The sequence below is a fragment of the Paraburkholderia sp. WC7.3g genome (assembly GCF_050436345.1).
Lineage (GTDB): Bacteria > Pseudomonadota > Gammaproteobacteria > Burkholderiales > Burkholderiaceae > Paraburkholderia > Paraburkholderia podalyriae.
The window spans coordinates 2,221,696-2,248,362 of record NZ_JBNDMA010000001.1; the positions used below are offsets into that span (position 1 = coordinate 2,221,696).

23 protein-coding genes and 1 pseudogene are annotated in these 26,667 nt (G+C 64.5%); 10 read left to right on the forward strand and 14 right to left on the reverse strand.

Annotated elements, in window-relative coordinates:
- Nucleotides 1-5: 5 nt before the first annotated feature.
- The 4 genes from OKW43_RS10250 to OKW43_RS10265 all read right to left on the reverse strand — a co-directional run bounded on the left by OKW43_RS10250 (nt 6) and on the right by OKW43_RS10265 (nt 3,708).
- On the reverse strand, nt 6-833 hold the full coding sequence (locus tag OKW43_RS10250; RefSeq protein WP_429446990.1) for an RNase A-like domain-containing protein: 828 nt from the start codon (nt 831-833) through the stop codon (nt 6-8).
- A gap of 122 nt (nt 834-955) precedes the next feature.
- The gene (locus OKW43_RS10255) at nt 956-1,108 is read right to left on the reverse strand and encodes a hypothetical protein (RefSeq protein ID WP_429446992.1); all 153 of its coding nucleotides are present in this window, start codon (nt 1,106-1,108) and stop codon (nt 956-958) included.
- A 34-nt stretch (nt 1,109-1,142) separates the two neighbouring features.
- Nucleotides 1,143-2,582 (reverse strand): MFS transporter, encoded by a 1,440-nt coding sequence (locus tag OKW43_RS10260; protein WP_187634165.1) that lies wholly within the window; start codon nt 2,580-2,582, stop codon nt 1,143-1,145.
- A 241-nt stretch (nt 2,583-2,823) separates the two neighbouring features.
- Entirely contained in the window at nt 2,824-3,708 is an 885-nt protein-coding gene (locus tag OKW43_RS10265) for an isocitrate lyase/PEP mutase family protein (protein ID WP_429446994.1), read from the reverse strand.
- Nucleotides 3,709-3,906: 198 nt separating this feature from the next.
- Between OKW43_RS10265 and prpR the strand changes: the two genes are divergently transcribed.
- The 3 genes from prpR to ahpF all read left to right on the forward strand — a co-directional run bounded on the left by prpR (nt 3,907) and on the right by ahpF (nt 8,411).
- On the forward strand, nt 3,907-5,928 hold the full coding sequence (gene prpR / locus OKW43_RS10270) for a propionate catabolism operon regulatory protein PrpR (protein ID WP_429446996.1): 2,022 nt from the start codon (nt 3,907-3,909) through the stop codon (nt 5,926-5,928).
- Nucleotides 5,929-6,075: 147 nt separating this feature from the next.
- A complete protein-coding gene (gene ahpC / locus OKW43_RS10275; protein WP_090809789.1) occupies nt 6,076-6,639 on the forward strand; it encodes an alkyl hydroperoxide reductase subunit C in 564 nt (187 codons plus the stop codon).
- 173 nt (nt 6,640-6,812) lie between these two features.
- A complete protein-coding gene (gene ahpF / locus OKW43_RS10280; RefSeq protein WP_429446998.1) occupies nt 6,813-8,411 on the forward strand; it encodes an alkyl hydroperoxide reductase subunit F in 1,599 nt (532 codons plus the stop codon).
- A 111-nt stretch (nt 8,412-8,522) separates the two neighbouring features.
- Here the strand turns inward: ahpF and OKW43_RS10285 are convergent, their stop codons facing one another.
- Both OKW43_RS10285 and OKW43_RS10290 read right to left on the reverse strand, forming a co-directional pair.
- Nucleotides 8,523-8,936, reverse strand: a complete 414-nt coding sequence (locus tag OKW43_RS10285; protein WP_187634169.1) for a DoxX family protein — start codon at nt 8,934-8,936, stop codon at nt 8,523-8,525.
- Nucleotides 8,937-9,029: 93 nt separating this feature from the next.
- Nucleotides 9,030-9,755, reverse strand: a complete 726-nt coding sequence (locus OKW43_RS10290) for a pirin family protein (protein ID WP_187634170.1) — start codon at nt 9,753-9,755, stop codon at nt 9,030-9,032.
- 137 nt (nt 9,756-9,892) lie between these two features.
- Between OKW43_RS10290 and OKW43_RS10295 the strand changes: the two genes are divergently transcribed.
- Entirely contained in the window at nt 9,893-10,783 is an 891-nt protein-coding gene (locus tag OKW43_RS10295) for a LysR family transcriptional regulator (protein WP_429447001.1), read from the forward strand.
- Between the two features lie 70 nt (nt 10,784-10,853).
- Here OKW43_RS10295 and OKW43_RS10300 read toward each other — a convergent pair whose 3' ends face one another.
- Entirely contained in the window at nt 10,854-11,870 is a 1,017-nt protein-coding gene (locus OKW43_RS10300; RefSeq protein WP_429447003.1) for a 1-aminocyclopropane-1-carboxylate deaminase, read from the reverse strand.
- Between the two features lie 140 nt (nt 11,871-12,010).
- Here OKW43_RS10300 and OKW43_RS10305 point away from each other — a divergent pair, with 140 nt between their 5' ends.
- From OKW43_RS10305 to OKW43_RS10330, 6 genes and pseudogenes are all read left to right on the forward strand, one after another.
- Complete coding sequence (locus OKW43_RS10305; RefSeq protein ID WP_429447005.1) at nt 12,011-12,550, forward strand: Lrp/AsnC family transcriptional regulator; 540 nt, start codon at nt 12,011-12,013, stop codon at nt 12,548-12,550.
- Between the two features lie 153 nt (nt 12,551-12,703).
- On the forward strand, nt 12,704-13,462 hold the full coding sequence (gene msrA / locus OKW43_RS10310) for a peptide-methionine (S)-S-oxide reductase MsrA (protein ID WP_429447007.1): 759 nt from the start codon (nt 12,704-12,706) through the stop codon (nt 13,460-13,462).
- 318 nt (nt 13,463-13,780) lie between these two features.
- Nucleotides 13,781-14,680, forward strand: coding sequence for a MipA/OmpV family protein (locus tag OKW43_RS10315; protein WP_429447009.1), 900 nt, complete (start codon nt 13,781-13,783; stop codon nt 14,678-14,680).
- A 162-nt stretch (nt 14,681-14,842) separates the two neighbouring features.
- Nucleotides 14,843-16,042: an aromatic amino acid transaminase gene (locus OKW43_RS10320; protein ID WP_429447011.1), complete on the forward strand. Its 1,200-nt coding sequence runs from the start codon at nt 14,843-14,845 to the stop codon at nt 16,040-16,042.
- A 100-nt stretch (nt 16,043-16,142) separates the two neighbouring features.
- Nucleotides 16,143-16,346 (forward strand): annotated as a pseudogene (locus OKW43_RS10325) (class II aldolase/adducin family protein); the annotation flags it as partial.
- A 78-nt stretch (nt 16,347-16,424) separates the two neighbouring features.
- Complete coding sequence (locus tag OKW43_RS10330; RefSeq protein ID WP_429447013.1) at nt 16,425-17,420, forward strand: 2-dehydropantoate 2-reductase; 996 nt, start codon at nt 16,425-16,427, stop codon at nt 17,418-17,420.
- Nucleotides 17,421-17,552: 132 nt separating this feature from the next.
- Here OKW43_RS10330 and OKW43_RS10335 read toward each other — a convergent pair whose 3' ends face one another.
- The 7 genes from OKW43_RS10335 to OKW43_RS10365 form a co-directional block, all read right to left on the reverse strand.
- Complete coding sequence (locus OKW43_RS10335) at nt 17,553-19,358, reverse strand: WD40 repeat domain-containing protein (RefSeq protein ID WP_429447015.1); 1,806 nt, start codon at nt 19,356-19,358, stop codon at nt 17,553-17,555.
- Complete coding sequence (locus OKW43_RS10340; RefSeq protein WP_429447016.1) at nt 19,259-19,807, reverse strand: WD40 repeat domain-containing protein; 549 nt, start codon at nt 19,805-19,807, stop codon at nt 19,259-19,261. Before OKW43_RS10340 ends, OKW43_RS10335 begins: the two co-directional genes overlap by 100 nt.
- Before the next feature lie 258 nt (nt 19,808-20,065).
- Nucleotides 20,066-21,805 carry an AI-2E family transporter gene (locus OKW43_RS10345; protein WP_429447017.1) on the reverse strand — a complete coding sequence of 580 codons (1,740 nt, stop codon included), beginning with the start codon at nt 21,803-21,805 and terminating at the stop codon, nt 20,066-20,068.
- Nucleotides 21,806-22,182: 377 nt separating this feature from the next.
- Nucleotides 22,183-22,401 carry a hypothetical protein gene (locus tag OKW43_RS10350; protein ID WP_187634179.1) on the reverse strand — a complete coding sequence of 73 codons (219 nt, stop codon included), beginning with the start codon at nt 22,399-22,401 and terminating at the stop codon, nt 22,183-22,185.
- A 169-nt stretch (nt 22,402-22,570) separates the two neighbouring features.
- A complete protein-coding gene (locus OKW43_RS10355; RefSeq protein WP_429447390.1) occupies nt 22,571-22,771 on the reverse strand; it encodes a UbiA family prenyltransferase in 201 nt (66 codons plus the stop codon).
- Between the two features lie 508 nt (nt 22,772-23,279).
- A complete protein-coding gene (locus OKW43_RS10360) occupies nt 23,280-24,953 on the reverse strand; it encodes a hypothetical protein (RefSeq protein WP_429447018.1) in 1,674 nt (557 codons plus the stop codon).
- Between the two features lie 324 nt (nt 24,954-25,277).
- Nucleotides 25,278-26,558, reverse strand: a complete 1,281-nt coding sequence (locus OKW43_RS10365) for a DUF445 domain-containing protein (RefSeq protein ID WP_429447019.1) — start codon at nt 26,556-26,558, stop codon at nt 25,278-25,280.
- Nucleotides 26,559-26,667: the final 109 nt, after the last annotated feature.

Below are 26,667 nucleotides of genomic sequence, written 5' to 3' on the forward strand. Positions count from 1 at the left end.
AGCCCTCACTCCAAGTACGATGTCACGATATAGTACGGCATCCCGTTGTATGTCTTATGTCGGAGGATGACTACGACCTTCTGGGCCTCAACTCTTTTTCCCGTACTCCGGACAATCGCAAAACCAACATTTTTCCCGACGTTCTTTGACAGGTCCAAATCTCGTACCGGCGCTTTTGCCCAGGCGCTTATCCTCAGCGCGTTTTCCCTCATCGCTTCCGATATTGCCCATTCGGCGGCGTTCAGATTGTAGAAGGTGGACACCGTCACCCGTTTTGGCTCGTCGATCAGACGCTGCCGTAATTGCGCCTCCGTCCGTCCAACATGCTTCAAGATCGTGTGGCCGCCAATTCCGCGAAGCGTCTTTGCTTCATGCATGTTCAGGTTGATCTTGCCCATCGAGATGCGCGCAGCCCGCACCGCCTTGATTGACCCGGCAAAGCCGAACGGCACGACCATGTCAAGTGACAGGCCGATATGGTTCGCCATGTCAGGACTAGCCTTCATCGCCTCGGCCAGATTCGTCGTACCTTGCTGGGTCAGTGTGGCCGTATCCTGGCCCGTCCAGGCCTGACGCAAACCTGCCGCCGCCGTATCAGAGCCATGTATGCCGAACACAACGCACCCTGCCTTGCTTAGCATGGTCGGTTCCGGGATCACACACAACGCACTTGCGCCGACCATTTCCAGCACGCCACCGACGATTTGCAACCCGCCCCATAGCCGGTTGGAAAGCATTTCCGTCTGGCTGATTGACTGTCTTGCCAGCACCGCCGCCAGTTGCGGCGCACTGAGCACCACGCGCACGCCATCCGAATCCTGTTGATACGACATTCCGAACGCCTCCGTAGCTGTTGGGGCTCCCAAGCTAGCAGGCGACAACAGGCAGAGGAATGGGCGACGGATGAAAATTGGGGATCTGCTCTTTTCAGACGTGCTGTTGCGTTGCTCCTACTTCAGACGTGGGACGCGCTGCGGTGGCGGCGAATCTGTGTGGCTGATGCCGCGCGTAGCGTGCCGATACTGTCTGAGTAAGCGGCCAACGCGTAGACCATGTCGAGGTCGAGATCGTCATTGCGGTTCGAAATCGTCAGATCGCCTACTTGCATCGCGCGTCCCCCTTGGTCGCGTAGCACGTACCACTTATCCCTTCGCCGTATTGTCGCCGCTGCGCGAACCTCCGCCGATGCTCTGCCCAGCATTGCGCGCGAGCCCCAGATAACCGGACACGGAGAGCAGCGTCAGCACACCGGCGAACAGGAACGCGAGGCGGAAATCGTCGAGCGTGAACACGTGGCCGGTGGTCTCGCCGTTGAACAGCGCCGCGACGCGCAGCGACACCGCGCCGAACGCGATGCCGAGACCGATCGTCATCTGCGCGGCCGCGCTCCACAGCGTGCTCGCCGCGCTCATCTGCGGCTGCGGGATGTCGGCGTAGGCGAGCGTCGCGAGGGTCGAGAACTGCATCGAGCGCGCGACGCCGTACACGAACACGACGATCAGCACGAACACGAGCGGCACGTTCGGCGTCAGCAATCCGCACGCGATGATGAAAATGCCGGCCACCGCCACGTCGACGATCGACACCATCCGGAAGCCGTAGCGCTGCAGAATGCGCGTAGTCAGCGCCTTCATGCCGAGGTTGCCGAGCGCGCTCGCGAGCAGCAGCAGACCCGAGCGGAACGCCGACAGACCGAAGCCGACCTGGAACAGCAGCGGCATCAGATAGGGCACCGCGCCGATTCCGATGCGCGTGAACGAGCCGGTGATGACCGTCACCGAAAACGTCGGCACCTTCAGCGTCGATACGTCGACGAGCGGATACGGATGTCGCCTCGCATGCTGGAACGCGATCGCGCCGACCAGCAGACCGCCCGCCACGACCGCGATCGCGAGCCACGGATTGGCGGCCGGCTGGCTCGCGAGTTCCGCGCCGTACAGGATGGCGGTCAGCGCGACGCCGCTCAGCAGCAGGCCGGCGACGTCGAGCGGCTTGCGCTCGGTGCTGCGCAGGTTCGGCACGATGGCGAGCGCGACGGCGATCGCGGCGAGGCCGAACGGCACGTTCAGCAGGAAGATCCAGCGCCACGACGCGTAGGTCGTGATGAAGCCGCCGATCGGCGGGCCGACCACCGGCGCGGCGATGGCCGGCCATGTGATCGTCGAGATCGCCTGCATCATGCGGGCTTTGTCGGTGCTGCGGACCACGATCAGGCGGCCGACCGGCACCATCATCGCGCCGCCGATGCCTTGCAGCAGCCGCGCGGCCGTGAACTCGGGCACGTTCTGCGACAGCCCGCACAGTATCGACGCGACCGTAAACACGCCGATCGCGCTGACGAACACGGTACGCGCGCCGCAGCGGTCGGCGACCCAGCCGCTCGCCGGGATGAAGATCGCGAGCGCGAGCATGTACGCGGTCATGCCGAGGCTCAGGCTGTTCGGGCCGACGCCGAACGAACGCGCCATCTGCGGCAGCGCGGTGGCGATCACCGTGGTGTCGAGATACTCCATGAAGAAGGTGGCCGCGACGATATACGGCAGCCAGCCGACGTGCGCGTTGCGGGTGCCGGCGCTGTTCATCGCGCGATGTCCCGTGCCGCTCGCGTGCGCGCGGAAAGACCATTGACGGGCCGGCGCGGGGCGCGTGAAGAGTATGACTTCATGGTGCTTGCGACTACCTTTCGATTGCGTTGGGTGTTTCTGCGGGCGTCCGGCAGAGCGGGCCGGCGAGGCGGCCGCGTTCGCCAGCCCTGAATCCTAACGCAATAAAGGGTCCCATAACGCCGAGGCGCGCAGCGCGTCGCCGCGCCGCCCCCGTGCGTCAGTCCTTCGCTGCGTACTCCTTGTCCAACCGGTCATACAGCGGCTTGTTGACGAGCCGCTGCCGCTCGCTGAACGGCGCGACGATCGTCGCGTCCTCGTCGAGGCGGCCGTTGCTTCGCAGCGTGCCGAGCGCGCGCTGCATGCCGAGCACCGCGCCTTGCAGCGCGGCGTTCGCATATAGCACGATGCCGTAGCCGAGCTTCGCGAGCGCATCGCGCGACTGCACCGGCGTCTTGCCGCCGATCACGATGTTGATCAGCTGCGGCACGTCGAACAGCCCCGGCAGACGCTCGATGTCGGCGAGCGATTCGGTCGCCTCGATAAACAGGATGTCGGCGCCCGCCTCGATGAAGCGATGACCCCGCTCGATCGCGTCCTCGATGCCATGGACCGCGGCCGCGTCGGTACGCGCCATGATCTGCAGGTTCGCGTCTTCGCGCGCATCGACGGCCGCGCGGATCTTGCCGACCATCTCGCTCGTCGCCACGACTTCCTTGCCCGAGAAGTGGCCGCATTTCTTCGGCATCACCTGGTCTTCGAACTGGATCATGTCGGCGCCGCTGCGCTCGAGCACGCGTACGGTCTGGCGCACGTTCAGCGCGTTGCCGAAGCCGGTGTCGGCATCGACGATCAGCGGAAGCGCGACCGCGTCGCGGATGCGCGCGGTGTGCTCGGCGACTTCGGCGAGGCCGATGAAACCGAGGTCGGGCAAGCCGAGCGACATGTTCGTGACGCCCGCGCCGGTGATGTAGACCGCCTCGAAGCCGGCGTCCTCGATCACGCGCGCGCTCATCGCGTTGAACGCGCCGGGCACGAGCAGGCCCTGACGCTGATTGACCTTGGCGCGGAACGCGGCGCGGCGGGTGACGGAAGTGGTGGTCATGATGCAGGTCTCCAGAAGGAAAATCGGAAGTGGAACGCGGCCGACATACTGCAGGAAGCGTGCCATCGAACGGCGGTTCGCCAGTCGTGCCGCTGGAACAAGGGTTTGCGCGAAGTCGGCTGCGCCTCGGCGTTCGTGGCACAATCGTGGAACGTTTCATGAAACGTTTCGCGGAACGTTTCGACCTTGGAGAGCCGTGTGTCCACGTTCACCCCGTTCGTCGCGAATCCGAGTCCCGCCGTCGATGCCGGCCGCCCCGGGGTCGCGCTCGTCAGTATCAGCCGACTGCAGTCGCTTTGCGAGGCGGTAGCGCCGCGCTACGCCGGCCGCGCGAAATTCTTCACGGTGCGGGAAGGATACGGCGCCGCCGTCGCCGCTCTGCAAGCTTACGTGGACGCGGGTTCCGTCGACGTCGTATTGTCCGCCGGCTCGAACGGCGCATACCTGCGCGAGAACCTCAGCGTGCCGGTCGTGATGGTCAAGGTGAACGGCTTCGACGTGTTGAACGCGATCACGCGCGCCACCGCCACGTGGCCGCGGGCGCGCATCGGGCTCGTGCTGCATGAAGCAATCGCGCAGGAACTGGCCGACCTGGGCCCGCTGCTGAACGTCGATCTGAGGCAGCGCGCGTACCGGTCGATCGACGAAGTGCGACTGGCGGTCGATGAACTCGCCGCGCAAGGCTGCCGCGTGGTCGTCGGCGCCGGCATGGCTTGCGATCTGGCGCAGCAGGCCGGCATCGAAAGCGTGTTCCTGTATTCGCTGGCCGCGGTCGAGGAAGCGTTCGAGCGCTCGGTCGAACTGGCGCGCGTGAGCCGGCAGAAGGAATCGAAGCGCGGGCGCCTGAACACGATCGTCGCGCATCTGCGCGACGGCGTCGCCGCGTTCGACGAAGCCGGCCAGCTCGAAGCCGTCAACCCGGCGATGCTCGAACTGCTCGGTTCAGGCGCCGCGCAGGAAGTCCCGAAGGACGACGAGGACACTCCCGCGCGAGTCGCGCGCGCGCTCGCGCCGCTGTTGCGCGAAACGCGCGCCGCCGACCAGCCGGTCGACGAACGCATCGAGCAGGTGGGCGGCCGCGCGTTGATCGTCAACTGCGTGCCGATCGTCGAGCAGGGCGCGCGCGCCGGTTTCGTCGTGACTGCGCAGGACGCGCTCGTCGCGCAGCGGATCGACCGTTCGCTGCGCACCAGCCAGCGGCCGAGGCATCTGGTCGCGCGGCATCGGCTCGACGATCTGATCGGCGCTTCGGTGGCGCTCGAGCGCGTGCGCCGGCTCGCGCGCGCCGGCGCCGCGCACGACGCGACCGTGCTGCTGTGCGGCGAAAGCGGCACTGGCAAGGAACTGGTCGCGCAGGGCATTCACAACGCGAGCCGGCGGCGCGGCAATCCGTTCGTCGCGTTCAACTGTGCGGCGCTGCCCGAGGGGCTGATCGAAAGCGAGCTGTTCGGGCACGAGGAAGGGGCCTTCACGGGCGCGCGGCGCGGTGGCAAGCCGGGGCTGTTTGAAATTGCGCACACCGGCACGATCTTTCTCGATGAAATCGGCGAAATGCCGGCCGCGCTGCAAAGCCGGCTGTTGCGCGTGCTGCAGGAGCGCGAGGTGATGAAGCTCGGCGCGGGCCGCGCGACGCCCGTCGATGTGCGCGTGATCGCCGCGACGCACCGCGATCTGCATGCACTTGTCGAACAGGGCGCGTTTCGCGCGGATCTGTATTTCCGATTAAATCTGCTTCAGATAAAATTGCCGCCGCTGCGCGAACGCCGCGCCGACATTGCGCCGCTGGCGCGGTATCTGCTGGAGCGCGGCGCGCTGCAGTACGGCTTGTCGGCAGGGGCGCTCGAGCAGGTGCTCACGCTTCTCGGCCCGCTTTTTGCGAACTACGCGTGGCCCGGCAACGTCCGCGAGCTGGAAAATCTGCTGGCGCGCGCGGCGATTTATATCGGTGACGTAACCCGGGAGATATCCGGGAACCTGGCCTGCGACGGATTGCCAGACTGGCAGGCGGTGTTTCCCGAATTCGCCCGGATCAGCCCGGCTCAGGTCGAGCGGCTCACGCAGGCGTCTCAGGGCTCGGTCCGTGACAGCACGGCGCCCCGCACCACCGTCAGCCGTGAGGACGCGCTGCGCGCCCTCGAACAATCGGGCGGCAACCGCGCCGCTGCGAGCCGCGCGCTCGGCATCGGGCGGACCACACTGTGGCGGCTCCTGAAGGGCTGAAACGCCCCACGCGTAAACCCGATAGTCTGCACCGCCGAAACTAATAGGGTCAGTCTATCGAACTCATTAACACAATCCACTTTACCTATTAAGCGCAGTCTGACATACTGACCTCACTTTCCAACCCCCTCAGAGAGGATTCAGCAAATGCCGATCATCAACAGTCAAGTCAAACCGTTCAAAGCACAGGCTTTTCACAACGGCGATTTCCAGACCGTCACTGAAGAAAGCCTGAAGGGCAAGTGGTCGGTTTTCGTGTTCTACCCGGCCGACTTCACGTTCGTGTGCCCGACTGAACTCGGCGACCTGGCCGATCGTTATGAAGATTTCAAGAAGCTTGGCGTGGAAATCTACAGCGTGTCGACCGATACGCATTTCACGCACAAGGCTTGGCACGACACGTCGGACACGATCCGCAAGATCAAGTACCCGATGCTGGCTGACCCGACGCTCGCTATCTCGCGCAACTTCGACGTGCTGATCGAAGAAGAAGGTCTCGCGCTGCGCGGCACGTTCGTGATCAACCCGGAAGGCGAAATCAAGCTGTGCGAAATCCACGACAACGGCATCGGCCGTGACGCTGGCGAACTGCTGCGCAAGGTTCAGGCTGCTCAGTACATTGCGAAGCACCCGGGCGAAGTGTGCCCCGCCAAATGGACGCCGGGCGCGCAAACGCTGACCCCGTCGCTCGACCTGATCGGCAAGATCTAAGGTCTTCGCAGCTCACGCTGCACCCCGCAGTCTGCATCTGCCGGGAGCTTCCCGGCGCGTCACCGCGCGAATCGCCTGATACGGCGCTTCGCGCGTCCCCGGGCCCAACACGTCCTATCCGGATGCGTGCGGCGCCGGGACCTCCACACCCTTCGTCACGGAATCGCAACGCCATGCTTGACGCCAATCTCAAGACTCAACTCAGGTCGTACCTCGAAAAAGTTAGCAGGCCTATCGAGCTCGTCGCCTCTGTCGACGACAGCGCGCAGTCCCAGGAGCTGCTGGCGCTGCTGAACGACATCGCGACGTTGTCGGAGCGCGTCACGGTGATCGAGCGTCGCGGCGACAGCGAGCGCAAGCCGTCGTTTTCGATTGGCGAAGCGGGCAAGGACACCGGCATCCGTTTCGCCGGCATTCCGATGGGGCATGAATTCACGTCGCTCGTCCTCGCATTGCTGCAGGTGGGCGGCCACCCGGTCAAACTCGACGATGCGGTGATCGAACAGATCCGCAGCCTCGACGGCGACTATCGATTCGAAACGTATTTCTCGCTGTCGTGCCAGAACTGTCCGGAAGTCGTGCAGGCGCTGAACGTGATGGCGTTGATCAATCCGCGCATCCGTCACGTCGCGATCGACGGCGCGCTGTTCCAGAACGAAGTCGACGCGCGCCAGATCATGGCGGTACCGACGATGTTCCTGAACGGCGAAACCTTCGGCCAGGGCCGCAGCGGCGTCAAGGAAATTCTCGCGAAGCTCGACACCAACGCCGGTGCGCGCGCCGCGAAGGAACTGGAGAAGAAGCCGGTGTTCGACACGCTGATCGTCGGTGGCGGCCCAGCGGGCGCGGCGGCGGCCATTTACTCGGCGCGCAAGGGCATCGCGACCGGTGTCGTGGCCGAGCGTTTCGGCGGCCAGGTGCTCGATACGCTTGCGATCGAAAACTTCGTCTCCGTGACCGAAACTGAAGGACCGAAGTTCGCGACGGCGCTCGAACAGCACGTGAACGCCTATGACGTCGACATCATGGACGTGCAGCGCGCCGAAGCGCTGATTCCGGGGCGCATCAACGAAGTGCGTCTGGCCAACGGCGCGGTGCTGAAGGCGAAGACGATCATCCTCGCGACCGGTGCGCGCTGGCGCGAGATCAACGTGCCGGGCGAGCGCGAGTATCGCAATCACGGTGTCGCGTACTGTCCGCACTGCGATGGCCCGCTGTTCAAGGGCAAGCGCGTCGCGGTGATCGGCGGCGGCAACTCGGGCGTCGAGGCCGCGATCGACCTCGCGGGTTTCGTGCGCGAAGTGACGTTGCTCGAATTCGGTGCGACGCTGCGTGCCGACGAAGTGCTGCAACGCAAACTGCGCAGCCTGCCGAACGTGACGGTCGTCACGCAGGCGCAGACCACCGAAATCACCGGCGACGGCAACAAGGTCAACGGTCTGGTCTACAAGGACCTCGCTTCGGGCGAAGTGAAGAACGTCGAGCTCGAAGGCGTGTTCGTGCAGATCGGTCTCGTGCCGAACACCGAATGGCTGAAGGGCACGGTCGTGCTGTCGAAGCATGGCGAGATCGTCGTCGATGCACGTGGCGCGACCTCGGTGCCGGGCGTGTTCGCCGCCGGCGACGTGACCACGGTGCCGTTCAAGCAGATCGTCATTGCCGTGGGCGAAGGCGCAAAAGCATCGCTCTCCGCATTCGACCACCTGATCCGCAACAGCGAAGAAGTCGCGGCGGCGAGCGAGGCGGAAGCGGAAGCTGAGGCAGCGGTTTGATCCGGTAGATCAGAGACTCAAACGGCGGCCCGCGGGTCGCCGTTTCAGTTTGCGCATGCAACAAGGCCCGCATTCGTGCGGGCCTTGTTCGTTAAAGGACGGAAATCGGTATCAACGCCGGTCGAACGAATATTTGCCGGGGCCGGTCACGCACAACAACAGCAAGCCGCCGATGATTCCAATGTTCTTGTAGAAATGAATCATGTTGTCGTACTGCATCGCGCCAGTCATGTTCCAGTAGTGATGGCCGATGATTGCGGTGCCGAGCGTATACAACGCAAGCAGCAGCGCGAGCGGTCGCGTGAAAAATCCCACTAGCAGCGCGACGCCCACGACCAGCTCCATCACCACTGCGATAACAGCCGACAACGCCGGCACGGGCGCGCCTGTCGATGTCATATAAGCGACGGCGCCAGAAAAGCCGATCAATTTCGACCAGCCGAACATCACGAACAGCACCATGAGCAGGATTCGAGCGACGAGAACGACGACGTCTTTCTGGTTTTCAAACAGCGTGTAGCGCATGATTTTTCCCGATAGCGTAGAGGGGCGAAGCTCGCTGGAAATCGTCGTCCAGCGAGCCGCGTTCAGATTAGCTTGTAGCGGTGCAAGCGGAGCTTATGCCCACAACGCCGAGGTTTCGATGTTGCGCAGATCGAACACCAGCACTTCCGCGTCGCGGCCTTGCGTGAACGTCAGCGCTTGTTCGCCGCGCACCCGCGCGCCGTCACCCTCGCCAAGCTCGACGCCATTCACCGTGACGCTGCCGCGCGCCACTTGAACATACGCATAGCGGTCGTTCGCGAGTTCGAGCCGCGCGGTTTCGTCGCCGTTGAACAGACCGGCGTACACGCGCGCGTCCTGCCGCAACTGCAGCGAACCGTTCGCACCGTCCGGCGACAGCACGAGCCGCAGCACCCCGCGCTTGTCGGCCGCGCCGAAGTGCTGTTGCTGATAGCGCGGCTTCGCGCCTTGCTCAGCCGGCGCGATCCAGATCTGCAGGAAGTGCACCGGCTCGCTGTTCGAATGGTTGTATTCGCTGTGCGCCACGCCGGTGCCCGCGCTCATCAACTGGATGTCGCCCGGCACGATCACCGAGCCCGTGCCCATCGTGTCCTTGTGTTCGAGCGCGCCTTCGAGCACATACGAAAAAATCTCCATGTCGCGATGCGGATGCTTGCCAAAACCCTGCGCCGGCGCGACACGGTCATCGTTGATCACGAGCAGGTCGGAGAAGCCGTTCTGCTTCGGATCGTGATAGTGCGCGAACGAAAACGTATGACGCGAGCTGAGCCAGCCGTGTTCCGCGCGGCCTCGTTGGTTGGCGTGTCTGACTTCGAGCATGCTGTTTCTCCTTGAGTTTTGTCGTGTGATCCGGGCCAGATGTTTGGCTGCGATCCATGAACGACAGTGTAGGTCAATCATGATGACTATAATCATGGCAAAACCGGAAACACTGTCGCTATGGAGTGGACAATACGATGCAACTCGATGACATGCGGATCTTCGTCGCGACCGTCGACGCCCACAATTTCACCGTCGCTGCGAACCGGCTGTCGCTGTCCAAACAGTTCGTGAGCCGCCGGGTGATGGCACTCGAGGAAGCGCTCGGCGTGCAACTGTTGATCCGCAATACGCGCAAGCTGGCGGTGACCGATCTAGGCCAGGAGTTTTACGAGCGCGCGAAGCGCATCCTCGGCGAGGTCGAGGACGCCGAGCAGGCTATGTCGCTGCGCCGCGCCGGGCCGCGCGGGCTGCTGCGCGTGAGCGCGCCGATGTCGTTCGGCATGATGCATCTGTCGCCGCTCGTCGCGGCGTTTCTGCGCGAGCATCGCGACGTGCGCTTCGACATGGAACTGAGCGACCGCGCCGTCGATGTGGTCGGCGAGGGCTTCGACATGGCGATCCGCATCGGCACGCTGGCGGACTCGTCGCTGATCGCGCAGAAGTTGATCGATGTGAAGATGGTCGCGTGTTGCAGCCCCGGTTATCTACGTCGGCGTGGCAGCCCGACCGTGCCGGCCGATCTCGCGAAACACGAGTGTCTGCTGTACGGTCACGGCGGCGCGGTGAGCTGGGAGTTCAGCATCGACGGCGCGATCAGGAGCGTCGAGGTGCGAGGGCCGTTGCGGGCCAATAACGGCGACCTGATTCGCGATGCGGCGGTGGCGGGGCTTGGAATCGTTCGGCTTCCCGATTTCATCGTCGCCGATGCGCTGGCAAACGGCCAGCTCGTGCCCGTGCTCGAAGCGTTCCTGCCGACCACGACGGGTGTCTATGCCGTCTATCCGCAGCATCGGCAAAGCTCGGTGACGATCCGGGTCTTCGTCGAGTTTCTGCGCAAGCATCTGAGGAAGAAGCTCGCGGGTTGATGTGCAAGCTGAAGTCCAGGCGGAAGTCGAACCTGAAGCCGAACCTCGGACACATGTCGTCTAAACCCCGTCAGCCATCGCGGAAAATAAAGCTGTACGCGCTCAACGCCGGCACACCGCCCAGATGCGCATACAGCACGCGCGAGCCGGCCGGAAATTCGCCGTTGCGCACCTTGTCGATCATGCCGTGCATCGACTTACCTTCGTACACCGGATCGGTCAGCATGCCTTCGAGCCGCGCGCACAGACGGATCGCCTCGAGCGTGCCGTCGTTCGGCAGACCGTACTCGGGGCCGCCGAAGCGCTCATCGAGCACGATGTCCTTCGCCGTGATGTCGCGGCCCAGTTCGACGCGCTCGGCGGTCCGCTTCGCGATGCGCGTGATCTGCTCGCGCGTCTGCGCCGGTTTCGCCGAGGCGTCGATGCCGATTACCCGATCGGCGCGGCCGTCCGCGGCAAAACCGACGACCATGCCCGCCTGCGTGCTGCCCGTCACCGAGCACACGACGATGTAGTCGAACCTGAAGCCGAGTTCGGCTTCCTGCTGACGCACCTCGTCGGCAAAGCCGACGAAGCCGAGCCCGCCCAGCGGATGATCCGAGCAGCCGGCCGGAATCGCGTACGGCTTGCCGCCGGCCGCGCGCACGCTGTCGAGCGCGTCTTCCCAGCTCTTGCGAAAGCCGATGTCGAAGCCATCCGGCACGAGCCGTACGTCGGCACCCATCATGCGCGACATCTGGATGTTGCCGACGCGGTCGTACACCGCATCCGAGTAGTTGACCCAGTTCTCCTGCACGAGCACGCATTTCAGGCCGAGATGCGCGGCAACCGCCGCGACCTGGCGCGTCTGGTTCGACTGGATGCCACCGATCGACACGAGCGTGTCGCAGCCCTGCGCGAGCGCGTCGGGGATCAGATATTCGAGCTTGCGGGTCTTGTTGCCGCCGAACGCGAGGCCGCTATTGCAGTCCTCGCGCTTCGCATAAAGCTCGACCTTGCCGCCAAGATGTTCGCTCAGACGCTTGAGCGGCTGGATCGGCGTCGGTCCGAAGGTGAGCGGGTAGCGGGGGAATCGTTGCAGGTTCATCGCGGCTCCGGTGGTGAGTGGTTTCCGTGAGTTCATGGTAAGAAAAACGGCCAGAAATGAGCTTGCGAAAAAAGTGGCCCGCACGTATTTTTAGAAATCGAACAATGTCCGGTCCCTAACAAAACTTCGTAAACATTCCGATGAACGCAACAAAAGTTCGTGCTGGATCGAAACCTTCAGGCACAACCCAGACTCCTCCCGCATCGCCGGCCGATCCCCGCCACGGGCTGGACCGCATCGATCGCGCGATCCTGCGGCAGTTGCAAACCGACGCGTCGATTTCGAACGTGGCGCTCGCCGCGAAAGTGAAGCTGAGCGCGCCGGCGTGTTTGCGGCGCGTCGAACGGCTGAAGGAGTCCGGGTTGATTCGCGGGGTGGTCGCGTTGCTCGATCCGAAGGCGGTCGGCGCGGGCATGCTCGTGATCATCGGCGTCGTGCTCGATCGCTCGACGCCCGAGTCGTTCGCCGAGTTCGAAAAGGCCGCGCAGAAAGTGGCCGGCTGCATGGAGTGCCACGTGGTGACCGGCGAGTTCGACTATTTCATGGTGATCCGCACGCGCGACAGCGACAGCTTCAATCGCCTGCACGCCGAGCAGTTGCTCTATCTGCCGGGCGTGCGGCAGATCCGCTCGTTCATGGTGCTAAAGGAAATCCTGTCGACCACCAAATTTCCGCTGTGAGCCGCGCGGCCGCGGCCGCGCAGCCGGCGGCGAAAACGCGCATGCTGTCATAAACGCCGCGCCCGCGCGACCAAGCTTCGGCGCACCCGCATGCGGCCGTGGCAACACCGTGCGACGGCGGGCTGGCGTCGGCACTTTTCCGGAGCGACCATCATGACTCGCAACAGACGGCAATTCTTTACATCGTTCGACGACATCCCGAAACGCTCACGTGTGGCCGCGCTGTCGTTGCTGCTAGGCGTGGCCGCGCTCGCGTTGCCGCTCGCGCAGCGCGTCGCGTTCTCGGCCGAGAGCGCCGTCGCGATCGCGCCGCCCGCGCTCGACGAACCGATCCAGGCCAGCACTGCGCACGAGGAAACCGCCGTATTCGCGGGCGGCTGCTTCTGGGGCGTGCAGGGCGTGTTCCAGCATGTGCGCGGTGTCACGCGTGCGGTATCGGGCTACTCGGGCGGCTCACGCGACACCGCGCAGTACGAGACCGTCAGCGGCGGCGAGACGGGGCACGCCGAATCGGTGCAAGTCACGTTCGATCCCGGCAAGGTGACGTACGGTCAACTGCTGCAGGTGTACTTTTCGGTGGTTCAGGACCCGACCGAGCTGAATCGTCAGGGGCCCGACAGCGGCACGCAATATCGCTCGGCGATCTTTCCGCTGAACGACGCGCAGCGGCGCGTCGCGCAAAGTTACATCGCGCAACTCGACAAGTCGCACGTGTTCCCCGCGCCCATCGTCACGAAGACGGAGCCGTACAAGGGCTTCTATCCGGCCGAGTCGTATCACCAGAACTATCTGACGTTGCATCCCGATTCGGCCTATATCGTGTTCAATGACATGCCGAAAATCGCCAACCTGAAGCACCTGTTTCCCAACCTGTATCGCGACAAGCCGGTGCTCGTCGAAGCCGGGCAATGACGCCTGTGAGCGGCGGCGCCAGCCGCGCCGCTGCATCGCCCGAGCCGTCGTCGCGTTGCTCCTCGAGCGCTCGTCATCAATCCTCCACAGAGTTGGCGCATATCTTGCACACCAATGCGACGTTGGCCATTGTCCGCGTCACCGCGGCGTGGTCACGCGGGCTCGCCGCGCCTCGTGCGCACTGCGCAGCCCGCGTCATTGGCTAGAAAAATTACACGCCGTAAGTAACAGTGCGGCGGTCGTCCGGGCTTTTGAGTCCGCACTGGACCCCGGGCGAGAACCTAACCTCCTCGCGACGAGTGAGATCGGAGGCTTCCGGTGTTGAACAGCCGTAGAAAGAAGCGGGGCGCCACGCCTCGCCACCAACAAACCGGCATCGCGGCGGGCTCGCTCGTCGCCGCGATTTTGGGAGCGATGGGCTGCGTGCCCGGTGTGGTTTTCGCGCAGACGCCATCGCCGCTCGGCGAATGGCAATACTCGGTGGGTATCCCGCTGCAGAAGATGTGGCAGCCGAACATTCCCGACTGGCAACTGCGCTTCGGCGTGGCGACGTCGTTCCAGCCGCGCTTCGAGGGATCGGACCGCTATCACGTCGTGGCCGGCCCGAGCATCGACGTGCGCTACAAGGATCTGTTCTTTCTGTCGAGCGGAGAAGGCCTCGGCGTCAATTTCGCGCAAGGCGAGAACTGGCGCATGAGTCTCGCGGCCGTCTACGACCTCGGGCGGCGCGGGCAAAACGATCCCCAGGAACTCAACGGGCTTGGCAACATCAATCCGGCGCCGGGTCTGAAACTGTCGGGCGAGTACGTCGTGTCGCAGGATTTTCCGCTCGTGCTGCGCGCCGATATCCGCCGCTATTTCGGCGGTTCGAACGGCTGGATCGGCGATCTCGGCGCCTACATGCCGATGCCCGGCAGCACGAAGCAGTTGGTCTGGTTCGCCGGCCCGAACGTGACGCTCGCGGACTCCAATTACATGAACAGCTGGTTCGGCCTCAATCAGGAGCAGGCCGCGCACTCGCAGTATCCGCGGTACCACGCGAGCGCGGGCTTCAAGTCGGTGGGGTTCGGCGTCAGCGCGATCTGGCTGCTCAGCAAGCACTGGTTCGCGACCGCCGACGGCGCGTTCGAGCAGCTCGTCGGCAGCGCGGGCAACAGTCCGATCACACGCAGCCGCGCGACCGGCGTCGCCGACGTGTCGATCAACTACCGGTTCTGACGCAACGCCGCTGCGCAGCATCTCGCCGCGACCGACGACAGACACTCATGCGGAATCGACTTGGCCCGGCAAACCCGCTTAGACTTGAGGTTTGCCCGTCGTCCCGCGCCGCGCCGACGACCGCGACAACAGGCCTGCAGAGGCCGTCTTCAAGGACCCGTCATGTTCGAGCATATTCCCGCCTATCCGGGCGACCCGATTCTGAGCCTGAACGAAGACTTCCAGCTGGACCCCCGCCCGAACAAGGTCAACCTCAGCATCGGCATCTATTTCGACGACGCCGGCAAGCTGCCGGTGATCGACGCGGTGCGCCGCGCCGAAACCGCGCTGCTCGACGCGATCGGCCCGCGCTCGTATCTGCCGATGGCGGGTCTGCCGCTCTATCGCGACACCGCGCAGGCGCTCGTGTTCGGCGCCGACAGCGCGGCGCGCGCCGAAGGCCGCGTCGCGACGCTGCAAACGCTCGGCGGCTCGGGCGCGCTGAAGGTCGGCGCCGATTTCCTGAAGCGCTATTTCCCCGGCTCGCAGATGTGGATCAGCGATCCGAGCTGGGAAAACCATCGCGTCGTGTTCGAAGGCGCGGGGCTGACGGTCAACACGTATCCGTACTACGACCCGCAAACCGGCGGCTTGCGCTTCGCCGGCATGCTCGCCGCGATCGACGCTTTGCCGGAAAAGAGCGTCGTGCTGCTGCACGCGTGCTGCCATAACCCGACCGGCGTCGATCTGAGCCCGGCTCAATGGGCGGAACTGGTGCCGGTTTTGCAGCGCCGCAAGCTGATCGCGTTCGTCGACATGGCCTATCAGGGTTTCGGCGCGGGCCTCGAAGAAGACGCCGCACCGGTGCGCCTGCTCGCCGACGCGAACGTGCCGCTGGTCGTCGCGAACTCGTTCTCGAAGAATTTCTCGCTGTATGGCGAGCGCGTCGGCGCGTTGAGCGTAGTCTGCAAGAGCGCCGACGAGGCGGCGCGTGTGGCGGGCCAACTGATGTCGGCGGTGCGCGCGAACTACAGCAACCCGCCGACGCACGGCGCGCGCCTGGTCGCCAACGTGCTCGCCGATGCGACGCTGCGCGCGTCGTGGGAAGCCGAGCTCGGCGCGATGCGCGAGCGCATTCTGGCAATGCGCAAGGTGATCCACGCGGGGCTCGCCGGGCGCGTCGATGAAGTGATGCGCGCGCGCTATGTCGCGCAGCGCGGCATGTTCACGTACACGGGCCTGTCCGAAAGCCAGGTCGAGCGTCTTCGCAACGAATACGCGGTGTACGTGCTGCGCTCGGGCCGCATGTGCGTCGCCGGGCTCAACGCGCGCAACGCGGACTATGTTGCGTCGTCGATCGCGGCGGTGGTGTCGGGCGCCTGAAGCCGTGCGGCGCTCCGGCCGCTGTTGCAACCCGCGTGAAAAAAAGGTGGGCGGCGCGCACCGGCGCGCCGTCACAACGACAATCATGGAGACAGCGACGATGGCCACGACCTTCGAAGCGCAACCGGCAAGCCCACCCAGGTCGGCCACGATGCATGCCGACGAATGGCAGGCTCGCGTGCAACTCGCCGCGTGCTACCGGATCTTCGATCTGCTCGGCTGGACCGAGATGATCTACAACCACATCACGCTGCGCGTGCGCGACAGCGTCAGCGGCGCCGGGCGCCAGTTCCTGATCAACCCGGCAATGATTGAAGCCATGCGTAAAAGAGCGCGGCAATCAACGCTGCGATAACCCCCCCAACAGGCAAGGATTCAGGCGATGAAAGTAGCGATCTACGGCGCCGGCGCGATCGGCGGCTGGATAGGAGTGAAGCTCGCGCAGGCGGGGCATCAGGTCAGCGTGGTCGCGCGCGGCGCGACGCTCGACGCGGTGCGCCAGCATGGTCTGCGGCTGATCGAAGGTGGCGTGATCTACGCCGAGCAGGTGAAGGCGAGCGACAAGCCGGCCGATCTCGGTGTGCAGGAGCTCATCGTGATCGCGGTGAAGGGCCCGGCGATGGCGGCGGTGGCCGCGCAGATCAAGCCGCTGCTGGGCCCCGAGACGATCGTGCTGACGGCGATGAACGGCGTGCCGTGGTGGTTCTGTGACGGCCTCGCCGGCGAGCTCGGCGGCCAGCGCCTGAAGACGATCGATCCCGACGGCGCGATCGCTGCCGCGATCCCGGCCGCGCAGACGGTCGGCTGCGTCGTGCACGCTAGCTGCCTGACCGACGCACCCGGCGTGATCCGGCATCACCAGGGCAACGGGCTTATCGTCGGCGAGGCGTCGGGCCGGCCGAGCGAACGCGTCGAGCAGCTCGCCGCGCTGCTGCAGGCGGCGGGCTTCCATGCGACGGTCTCGGCGCAGATCCAGCGCGACGTCTGGTTCAAGCTGTGGGGCAACATGACGATGAACCCGGTCAGCGCGATCACCGGCGCAACGACCGACCGGATCCTCGACGACGAACTCGTGCGCGGCTTCGTCACGCACATCATGCTGGAGGCGAAGGAAATCGGCGCGCGCTTCGGCATCCCGATCGACCAGCCGCCCGAGGACCGTCACGCGGTCACGCTGAAACTCGGCGCGATGAAGACGTCGATGCTGCAGGACGTGCAGGCCGGCAAGGCGGTCGAACTCGATGCGCTGGTCGGCGCGGTGCGCGAACTAGGGCAGCTGACGCGCGTGCCGACGCCCTATACGGATGCGTTGCTCGGACTCGCGCGGCTGCATGCGAGTACGTTGGGCTTGTATCCGAGGACCAGCTCGAAGGGCTGAACGATCTCGTCGCAACGTCCGTTCGGGTGCTGGCGCGTCGCGCCGATGGAGTATCTGATCCAGCGTCGCGTTCACGCGTCATGTCGGCCTGCCGCCGACGCAGTATGCTCGAGATGCAGCGGACATCGTTGCTCAATAGCGATTCAGATTCGATCCACAGACGTTTTCGCCCCGGCGCCCGCGTACGAGAGAAAGGGCAGCTTCATCATCGGTTGTGAGCAGGTTTGCTCCCACGAGCTTTTCCCTACACACGGCTGTAGCCAGGCTCTGACCTCGCTTCTGCATCAGCCATCGAATAGGCCATACCCGCGCGGTCTGATCCGCGGACGCGGTCACGACGCGCCGGCCGTCCGGGCTGAAGGCGGCGGAGAAAACCGGTCCCTGATGTCCGGTGAGCTTCGCGATCACCTCGCCGGTCGCCGCGTCCCACACCCGCGCGGTCCCGTCCGCGGACGTGGTCACCACGCGCTGGCCGTCCGGGCTGAAGGCGGCGGAGAAAACCGCTCCCTGATGCCCACCGACCTGGGCGATCTGTTTGCCCGTGGCCGCGTCCCACACCCGCGCGGTCTGATCCGCGGACGCGGTCACCACGCGCTGGCCGTCCGGGCTGAAGGCGGCGGAATAAACCAGATCCTGATGCCCGCTGAGCTGCGCGATCTGTTGGCCCGTGGTCGCGTCCCACACCCGCGCGGTCCCGTCCCAGGACGCGGTCACTACCCGCCGGCCGTCCGGGCTGCAGGCGACGGAATCAACCGGGCCCCGATGCCCGCTGAGGAGCAAGATCGGTTTGCCGGTGGCCGCGTCCCACACCCGCGCGGTCCCATCCCAGGACGCGGTCATCACCCGCTTGCTGTCCGGGCTGAAGGCGGCGGAGTAAACCCACCCCTGATGCCCGTCGAGCTGAGCGACCGGTTTGCCCGTGGCTGCGTCCCATAGCCGCGCGGTCCGATCCCCGGACGCGGTCGCCACCCGTTGGCCGTCCGGGCTGAACGCGGCGGAAAAAACTGCCCCCTGATGCCCGCTGAGCTGCGCGATCCGTTTGCCCGTGGCTGCGTCCCATACCCGCGCGGTCCTGTCCGCTGACGCAGTCACCACCCGCTGGCCGTCCGGGCTGAAGGCGGCGGAAATAACTGATCCTTGATGCCCTCCGAGCAGCAAGATGCCCATCGCCGCGTCCCATGCGCGCGCGGTCCTGTCACGGGACGCAGTCACCACCCGCTGACCGTCCTGGCTGAAGGCGACGGAATTCACCGGCCCTTCGTGTCCGGTGAGCTGCGCGATCACCTGGCCGGTCGCCGCATCCCACACCCGCGCGGTCTTGTCATCGGACACGCTCACCACGCGCTGGCCGTCCGGGCTGAATACGGCGGAGCTCACCGGTCCGCGATGCCCAGTGAGCTGCACGATCAAGTGGCCGGTCGCCGCGTTCCACACCCGCGCGGTCCCGTCCGCGGACGCGGTCACCACGCGCTGGCCGTCCGGGCTGAAGGCGGCCGCGAAAACCGGTCCCCGATGCCCTATGAGCTGCACGATGACCTGGCCGGTCGCCGCATCCCACAGCCGCGCCGTCTTGTCATCGGACGCGGTCAGCACGCGCCGGCCGTCCGGGCTGAAGGCGGCGGAGCTTACCGGTTCCCGATGCCCGGTGAGCTGTGCGATCACGTGGCCGGTCGCCGCATCCCACACCCGCGCGGTCCTGTCCGCGGAGGCGGTCACCACGCGCCGGCCGTCCGGGCTGAAGGCCGCGGAGAAAACCGGCTTCTGATGCCCGGTGAGCTGCGCAATCTGTTTGCCCGTAGCCGCGTCCCACACCCGCGCGGTCCTGTCCGCGGAGGCGGTCACCACGCGCCGGCCGTGCGGGCTGAAGGCGGCAGAATAAACCAGATCCTGATGCCCGCGCTGAGCTGCGCAACCTGTTTGCCCGTAGCCGCGTCCCATACCCGCGCGGTCCGGTCCGCTGACGCAGTCACCACCCGTTGGCCGTCCGGGCTGAAAGCGGCGGAATAAACCAGATTTTGATGGCCACTGAGCTGCGCGATCTGTTGACCCGTGGCCGGGTCCCACACCCGCGCTGTGCCATCCCAGGACGCGGTCACGACCCGCCTATCGTCCAGGCTGAAGACGGCGGAATCAACCGCATTCTGATGCCCGCCGAGCAACGCAATTTGCATCGATGCTTGCGCGCCACGCATAAGCTCAAGCTCTGCTTCGACTGATCCCGGCGAGAGCCAACCCTTGCGCATCCCCAGCATCGCGAAGCGCATTGCGCGGTCATAAATTCCCGCGTCGTTCGCCGTCGTCGCGGCCGACGCCAACGCAACAGAAGTCTCGCGTGCGACCGTCCGAGTCTGGTGAATGATCCACCCCGAAGTCACGATTAGAATCAATACGATTGCGCCAATCAGTATCTGGATGCGTCGCCGCGCGCCCTGTCCGTGCCTGCTGTTCCTTGACATGGGCTTGATCCTCAACGATTGGTTGCAACTGCGACTCGCCCGCCCCGGGCGATCGCGACGGCGCGCGTCCGTGGATCGCGTCCGTCGACGAGCGGCGGCACCGCGGCCGGGTGGCGGCGCGGCGCGAACGGATACGGTTTGAACGGGCGGGTCATGCGCAGGTCGCCGCAGCTTCGGACCGCCCTGGCTTCACCCCGCGCTGGCAGTCTGCGACGGCTGCCGCATGGCCAGCCCGCCGGTCGCCGCATGACATGCCTCGATCATCGAGCGGAACGTCGGCGAGGTATGCATCGCGCCGGCCGCATCGAGCTCGACGCTGGCTTCCGGCGCGCCGTCGACGCCGACGCCGACCACCAGCGTCGCGCGCGGCCGCCATTCGCGCGTGCGCCGCAGCATGTTGCGCAGATACAGCGGCGAGTCGGGCGCGTCGAGCGACACGATGCAGATGATCGACGTGTCCTTGAAGCTCGGCTCGTCGGCGCGCGCCTTGCGGTAGCCCGAGTGGGTCGCCATCAACGGCGCGAAGCCCTGGCGGTTCAGCAGTTGCACCGCGATCGCGGTCGTCACCTCGTCGAACGCGCCACGGCCGGGTACACACAGCACCGCCGCCTTGCCCGCTTCGTCCGGGTGTTGCGTGCGCGTCAGCAGGCCGCCGCCGTAGCGCTCCGTGGTACCCGCGCCCGGCGTCGTCCGATCCGGCGCCCCAGCAAGCAGCGCGCTACCCGGGTCCGCCGGATCGACAGGCGACAGCGCATCGCGCAGCCCTTCGGCAATGTCGAGGTTCTCGACGATATCGACGAGCGCGTCGTTGATCCGCTGCAACTGGTCGGGCATCAGCACGCCGCGCTGCGCGTCGTTGCGCGCGAGGCGCAGGCCTTCCAGCGCGACCTTGTCGTAGTAGTCGATCAACGACATCTCGCGCAGCAGCCGCTCGGCCTGCACGATCGCCTCGTGCGGATCGTCGGCGAGCAGGCGCTGATAGAAGTTCTGCGCGGGCGTCAGCGCGGGCTGATCGCCGAGCAGCACGGTCAGGAAGTTCAGCCGGTCCGCGTAGCGCCCGAGCGTGACGACGCACAGCGTGAGCGGCGTCGACAGCACGAGGCCGATCGGCCCCCACAGCCAGCTCCAGAAAATCGCCGCGACGACAACCGCGAGCGGCGACAGGCCCGAGCGATGACCGTACAGCAGCGGCTCGGCGATCTGGCCGGCGACCACGTCGACGACGATGAACAGGATCAGCGTGAGAACCGCCATCGTCCATTGCGGCTGGATCGCGGCGGCGAGAAACACCGCGAGGATCGCCGCGATCCAGATGCCGATGTACGGCACGAAGCGCAGCAGCGCGGCGATCACGCCGAACAGCAGAGCGCCGGGCACGCCGATGACCGCGAGCCCGATCGCGATCATGCCGCCCGCGCTCAAATTGACGCCGAGCTGCGCGACGAAATAGCGTGACAGGCGCCCGGCGGCGTCGTTGATCGCGGTGGTCGTGCGGTGCAGGTCGCGCGATCCGAACAGGCTGATCAGCCGGTCGCGCAAATCCTCGCGCTGCAACAGAATGAAGATCGTTACAACGAGCACGATGAAGGTCGTCTCGATCGGCGCGATGGCCGGCGTCAGCGCGCGCTGCGCGAGCTGCACCGGCGTTGGCGCGGGCTCGTGCACCTCGACCTGTTGCGGCACCTGCGGCGCGTTGCGCGCGGCGCGGCCGGTCGGGCGCGGCGGCGCGGGGCGCGATGGCGCCACCCGCTGCAGCGCGCTGGCAGCGCTGCTCATCAGGGCATCGGCGCGGCCCACGGTCTTTTCCTGCACCGTTTCGATCTTCTGCTCGATCGCTTCCTGATACTGCGGCAGGTCGCCCGCGAGCTGCACGAGCTGCGCGCCGATCAGCGCGCCGATCGCGAGCAGCGAGGCGAGCGCGAACAGCACGGCGATGAAGATCCGATGGCAACTGGCCCATGTGCAGACGCCGCAGCGTCTGCACGAGCGGCGCGAGCAGGAAGCTCAGCAGCACCGACAACGTGATCGGAATCAGCACCTCCCGCCCGAAGTACAGCCCGCACACGACCACCACGCCGGTGATCAGCGACACCAGACCATGCAGGCCCGGCGTGCCCGGCGGGTAAACGCGGTTCGGCCGCCCATGCGGCGGCGGTAGCGATATTTTCATGTGAACAGAATTCCGGTTGGGACGCGCTGACGACCGAGCGGAGCACGGTTCGTCAGCAAGACAGATGCCCGAATTGTAGGCGGTTTGGCGGGGTGGGGATGCTTTGCGACGTCGCGGCGACCGGTAAGAGGCCGATTCAGATCGCCGGCAGCGCATCGGTCGAGCGGTGGTCGTGCAGCGGTACGAGCACGCGAACACTTTGCGAGCCAATGAGCAGACCCGGCAGCGCATCGTCTGGTTCCTGGAAGGCTGGTACGACGTACGCCGCCTGCACAGTAGGATTGGCTACCGTTTGCCGCTCGAATTCGAGAACGCCAACACCCAACGGCGAGACCGTGAGCGAAGGGCGACGCATGCCAGGGTCACCAAAGGCAACATGGCGTCAGCGGCTGTCGAACTTATCGACACATTCCGACATGCGACTGATGAACGCGTGCGCCGGTCACGCACCATGCATCGCGGGCTAGATCGCAATGAGCACTGCAACTAGCACAGCACAATGGTCAGAAGGCTGGAGCGGCCTTTTATTGCGTAGGCGGCAGTTCACCGGATGCGAAGGGGCGCTCGCGCTTTCGGCTATGACGCCGGTCTGCATCGAGGTCGAGCATGTCATTTAACAGGTACACGGACGACGCACAGAAAGAGAAAGAAACAAAGGCTATTGCGTCGGCGCTCAATGCCTCGACGTTAGCAAACCGGTGCGAGGCGAGAGGCGGCACGAACATAAGGACATTCTTCACCCATTGATAGGCGAGGCGCGCATCTCTTTGATGACGAGCCAAAGGAGCGGTCTTTTGCTATCAAACACGACCGTTGCGTGATTGCCTTTGGAGGCCGCAGCCTGGATGCTTTTTCCTCCAACGACGATTGCCTTGCGGGCCTGCTTCCACACGGGCACGTCAGCGCGGGAATCGCCGCAATAGTCGAAACCCTACGCCGAACTCGACCGTCAAGGCGCCGGCTTTGCTAGCGCCTGATAGATTTCGCAGCTCGTTGCTCGCCATCACGCCTTTGAAGAAGCCGAAATGCGAAGCGATCTGCTCTGTAAAGCGTTGATCGCCTGAAGGTACAGCGGTCAGGAAACGGGTTCAGCAGACCTTACGTACTATTCTGTTTCGGTTTGTCGCGATATGAGGCGAAGCTCAGAGAATGCCTACCCGACGAACTGTGGTCCCTCGTCGAACCGTTGCTACCCGTGGGGGCGCTCGAAACAGCTTCCAAGCCGACAGAAGTTCACCGACTGAGTACCGTCACAGCGGGAAATCGCATCAGATACCAGGCGTCCTGACTGTCTCCCACATAGCGAATATCAAGCAACCTCCCCGGGCGAACAGGATCGGCCGCCACGCCGCGAGCAACCAGACGCTCCAGGACGTCATGACGCAGCCAGAAAAGCGTCCCATTGTAAATCGCGGGCAGATAGTCCGTCTGGAATTCGGCGACGGAGTATATCCCGCTGTTGCTGCTCCAAAGGCCATGTGTTTCGATGACTTCCGGACGTTCCTTGCTCAGATAGTCCGCAAACCCTGCATACCCGCGACGCGCCAGCGATGGGTTGGTCAACAGCGCCGAATCCAGAACGTCCAGATGTTCGCAGCACAGTGCGGCGCCACCAACGTCTGGCGTCATGAACTTGAGCGTCGGTTGCCCCAGATACTCGCGCAGATGATCAACCGAAGCACCCGTCATCGCGTAGTTCGCCGGCGTTATTCCGCGCCAGTCACCGGGGAAATCGTGCCACGCTCTTTTTCGGGCCGCGTCTCCCGCCGCATTCAGCGCAGCGGGCAGCACGCCACGCATCGCCGCACCAAGGATTACCGTGTCGACGTTGTCGCGCAGCAACGCAATGTTGAACAGGAAAGTCCCAGAAAGGCACAGCAAAAGCCCGCGAAATACATATGGTTGACGCATATTCGCAAAACGTTCTGCGAGAGAAAGGACGAAAAGGGGAACCACGGCCATGAACATCCGCCCGGTATAGCCCCAATTTTTTCCCGATACGAGCGCGAATACGGCAAAAGAAAATATTAGAAGTACAGACATCGGATCCAGACGGCGCTTTTTCTCTCCCTTCCGGCTCAGGTACATGCCAGCCAGAAACGCGGCATTCACGAAAAGGAAATCCTTGAGACCGCGCAGCTTTACCAATACGCCGTCCCAGCCTTTTTTACTGTAGGGCATTTGCAGCTTGGCCAGGATGGTATTCGGCAATAGCGTGCCGAAGACACGATACCTCCAGATTGTCATCAGCAGAAAGCAAAGCATGAGCCAGACGCACATTCGAATGGCATGCGGCCTATCCTGCGGGCAAAACACGACCATCCAGCCAAGCGCGAATCCCAGATAGAACACCGCCTCGAAGCGAGTCAGCATCAGAAGAGGCAACAGTGCATAGGCAAGTGTCGATCGCACGCGCCAGGAGAGCACGAACGCAAACAGCAGCAACGCAAAGACCGTCATTTCCATGCCATTGATGATCTCGGCCTGGCAGGCTGGCAGCAGTCCCAGCAAGCACACCACAATGAGGCGATGCGTTGGGCTCGGCAGGTACGCTTCAAGTGCGCGCCACACGAGCACCAGGGTAGCGCTCATTGCGATGAAGGAGAGCAACTGCGCCGTCATGATCGCATCCAGAAAGCCTGGATGCATCATCCACTGCCCTATCGCCAACATCGCCGTCATGAGCAAAGTTGACGTACCTTCTGCCGGCGCCGAAGCTGATGTCAACGCGAATACCCCGTGTCGCCCGAGTGTATGCGCATAGGCAATAGTGATGGCGCCGTCGTCCCAGCCATAAGGGCCGACCAACGCTATCGCTGTCAACGAAAGCGCCGCATACGCGACGACGAAGAGGAACCCGGTGGCTCCAACTCTTCCCTCGGCACTGTGTGTAAGGTTCTCGGACATAGCCAGTCGACGTAAGTAGGATGGCTGATAATACATCGGGCAAGCGGCGAGGGAACGTGGCCCAGACTACATGGACGCCGGTTGGTTCGACTTAATACGGCACGTCGGAAGATGAATGAGTTCCGTTTTGTACAGACCATTGTCCGATTTGCGCGTGACGAAATGCGAAATGATTTCCGAACGCGGCATGCACGAGTCAGAGAATTGCTCGATGCTTACTCCTTGATCGAAACTGGGATCGAAACCGCATCAGTGAAAAAGTACGACGTCCTTCGGCCGATCGACGGCATGGGAGACTACCGGTAGGGGCCGCCAATCCGCACGCTAGCCCGCATGCACCCGCACCATCTCCAGCAACAGCGAACTCACATACAGCAACAAGCCGATAAATCCACCGACGATCGTGCCATTGATCCGGATGTACTGCAGATCCTTGCCGATATTCAACTCGACCTGCCGCGACATCTCGTGCGCGTCCCAGTTCTTCACGGTATCGCTGATATGGCGCGTGAGGAATTGCGCGAACTCCGGCGCCATCGCGCGCGCCGCTTCCTCGAGGTGGTCGTTCAGCGATTGCCGCAACGCCGGATCGCGCGCGAGTTCGCGGCCGACCCACGCGCCCATCGCAGCGACCCGCGCATGCAGCGCTGAGTCGGCGCTTTGCAGATCGCGCTTGAGCCATGCGCGCAGATCGCCCCACATATCCTTCACGTAGCTGCTGAACGCATCGCCCTCGACCAGATAGCGCTTCAGCGCTTCGCCTTGCTGCAGGAAAACCGGATCGGTCTTCAGCCGCACGATCAGCCTCTGCACCGCCTCGTCGAACTTGTCGCGCAGCTCGTGCGTCGGGTTCTGCGCGATCTGTTCGAGCATCCGGTTCGCGGCGCTCGCGATCGCTTCGGCGCCCTTGTCGCCGAGCCACGCTGATGGCAGGAACTTCTCCATCGTCGGATACTCGCCCTTCACCCAATCGACGATGCGCGCTGCGATGAACTCGCGCGCCGGCGCCTCGCGCAGCACTGTGATCAGCTGATCGATCGCGGTGTCGAGCAGTTCCTGATGACGGCCGCCGCGCGTCAGCGTGTCGAGAATCGCGCCGAGCGATTGCGACAGATCGACCTTCGCGAGCACGTCGCGCAACGCGTCCCTGATGAAGCTCTGGATGCGCGCGTCGTCGGCCACGTCGAGGATGCCGCCGGTGAGCCGCACCACGTAGTCGCCGAGGCGCGCGGTGTTGGCCGGCTCGCTGAGCCACGCGGTGATGGTCTGCGCCGGATCATGCCGGCGGATCAGACCGATCAGCGACGGCACGTCGAGAAACTTGTCCTGCACGAAGTGCGCGAGGTTATCGGCGATCTTGTACTTGTTGCGCGGGATGATCGCGGTATGCGAGGACACCAGCGGAATCGGCACGCGGCGAAACAGCGCCGCGACCGCGAACCAGTCGGCGAGCGCGCCGACCATCGCGGCCTCGGCGACGGCCTTGATGCCGTCGACCCACAGGCCGCGCGGCAGGAACGCGGTGACGACGAAAACGCAGGCGGCCGCAGCCAGCAGCAGTAAAGGCGTGCGCTTTGCCTTCTTCAGGTCGGTGGTCTTGTCCATCGGCTCGGTTGATCCTGTCGGGCGGCGGCTTCAGGGCGGCGGGTCAGCCGGTTCGATTGCAATGATGCGATACGGCCGGCGCGCGCGTCCAGCCTGGATACGCGCGAGC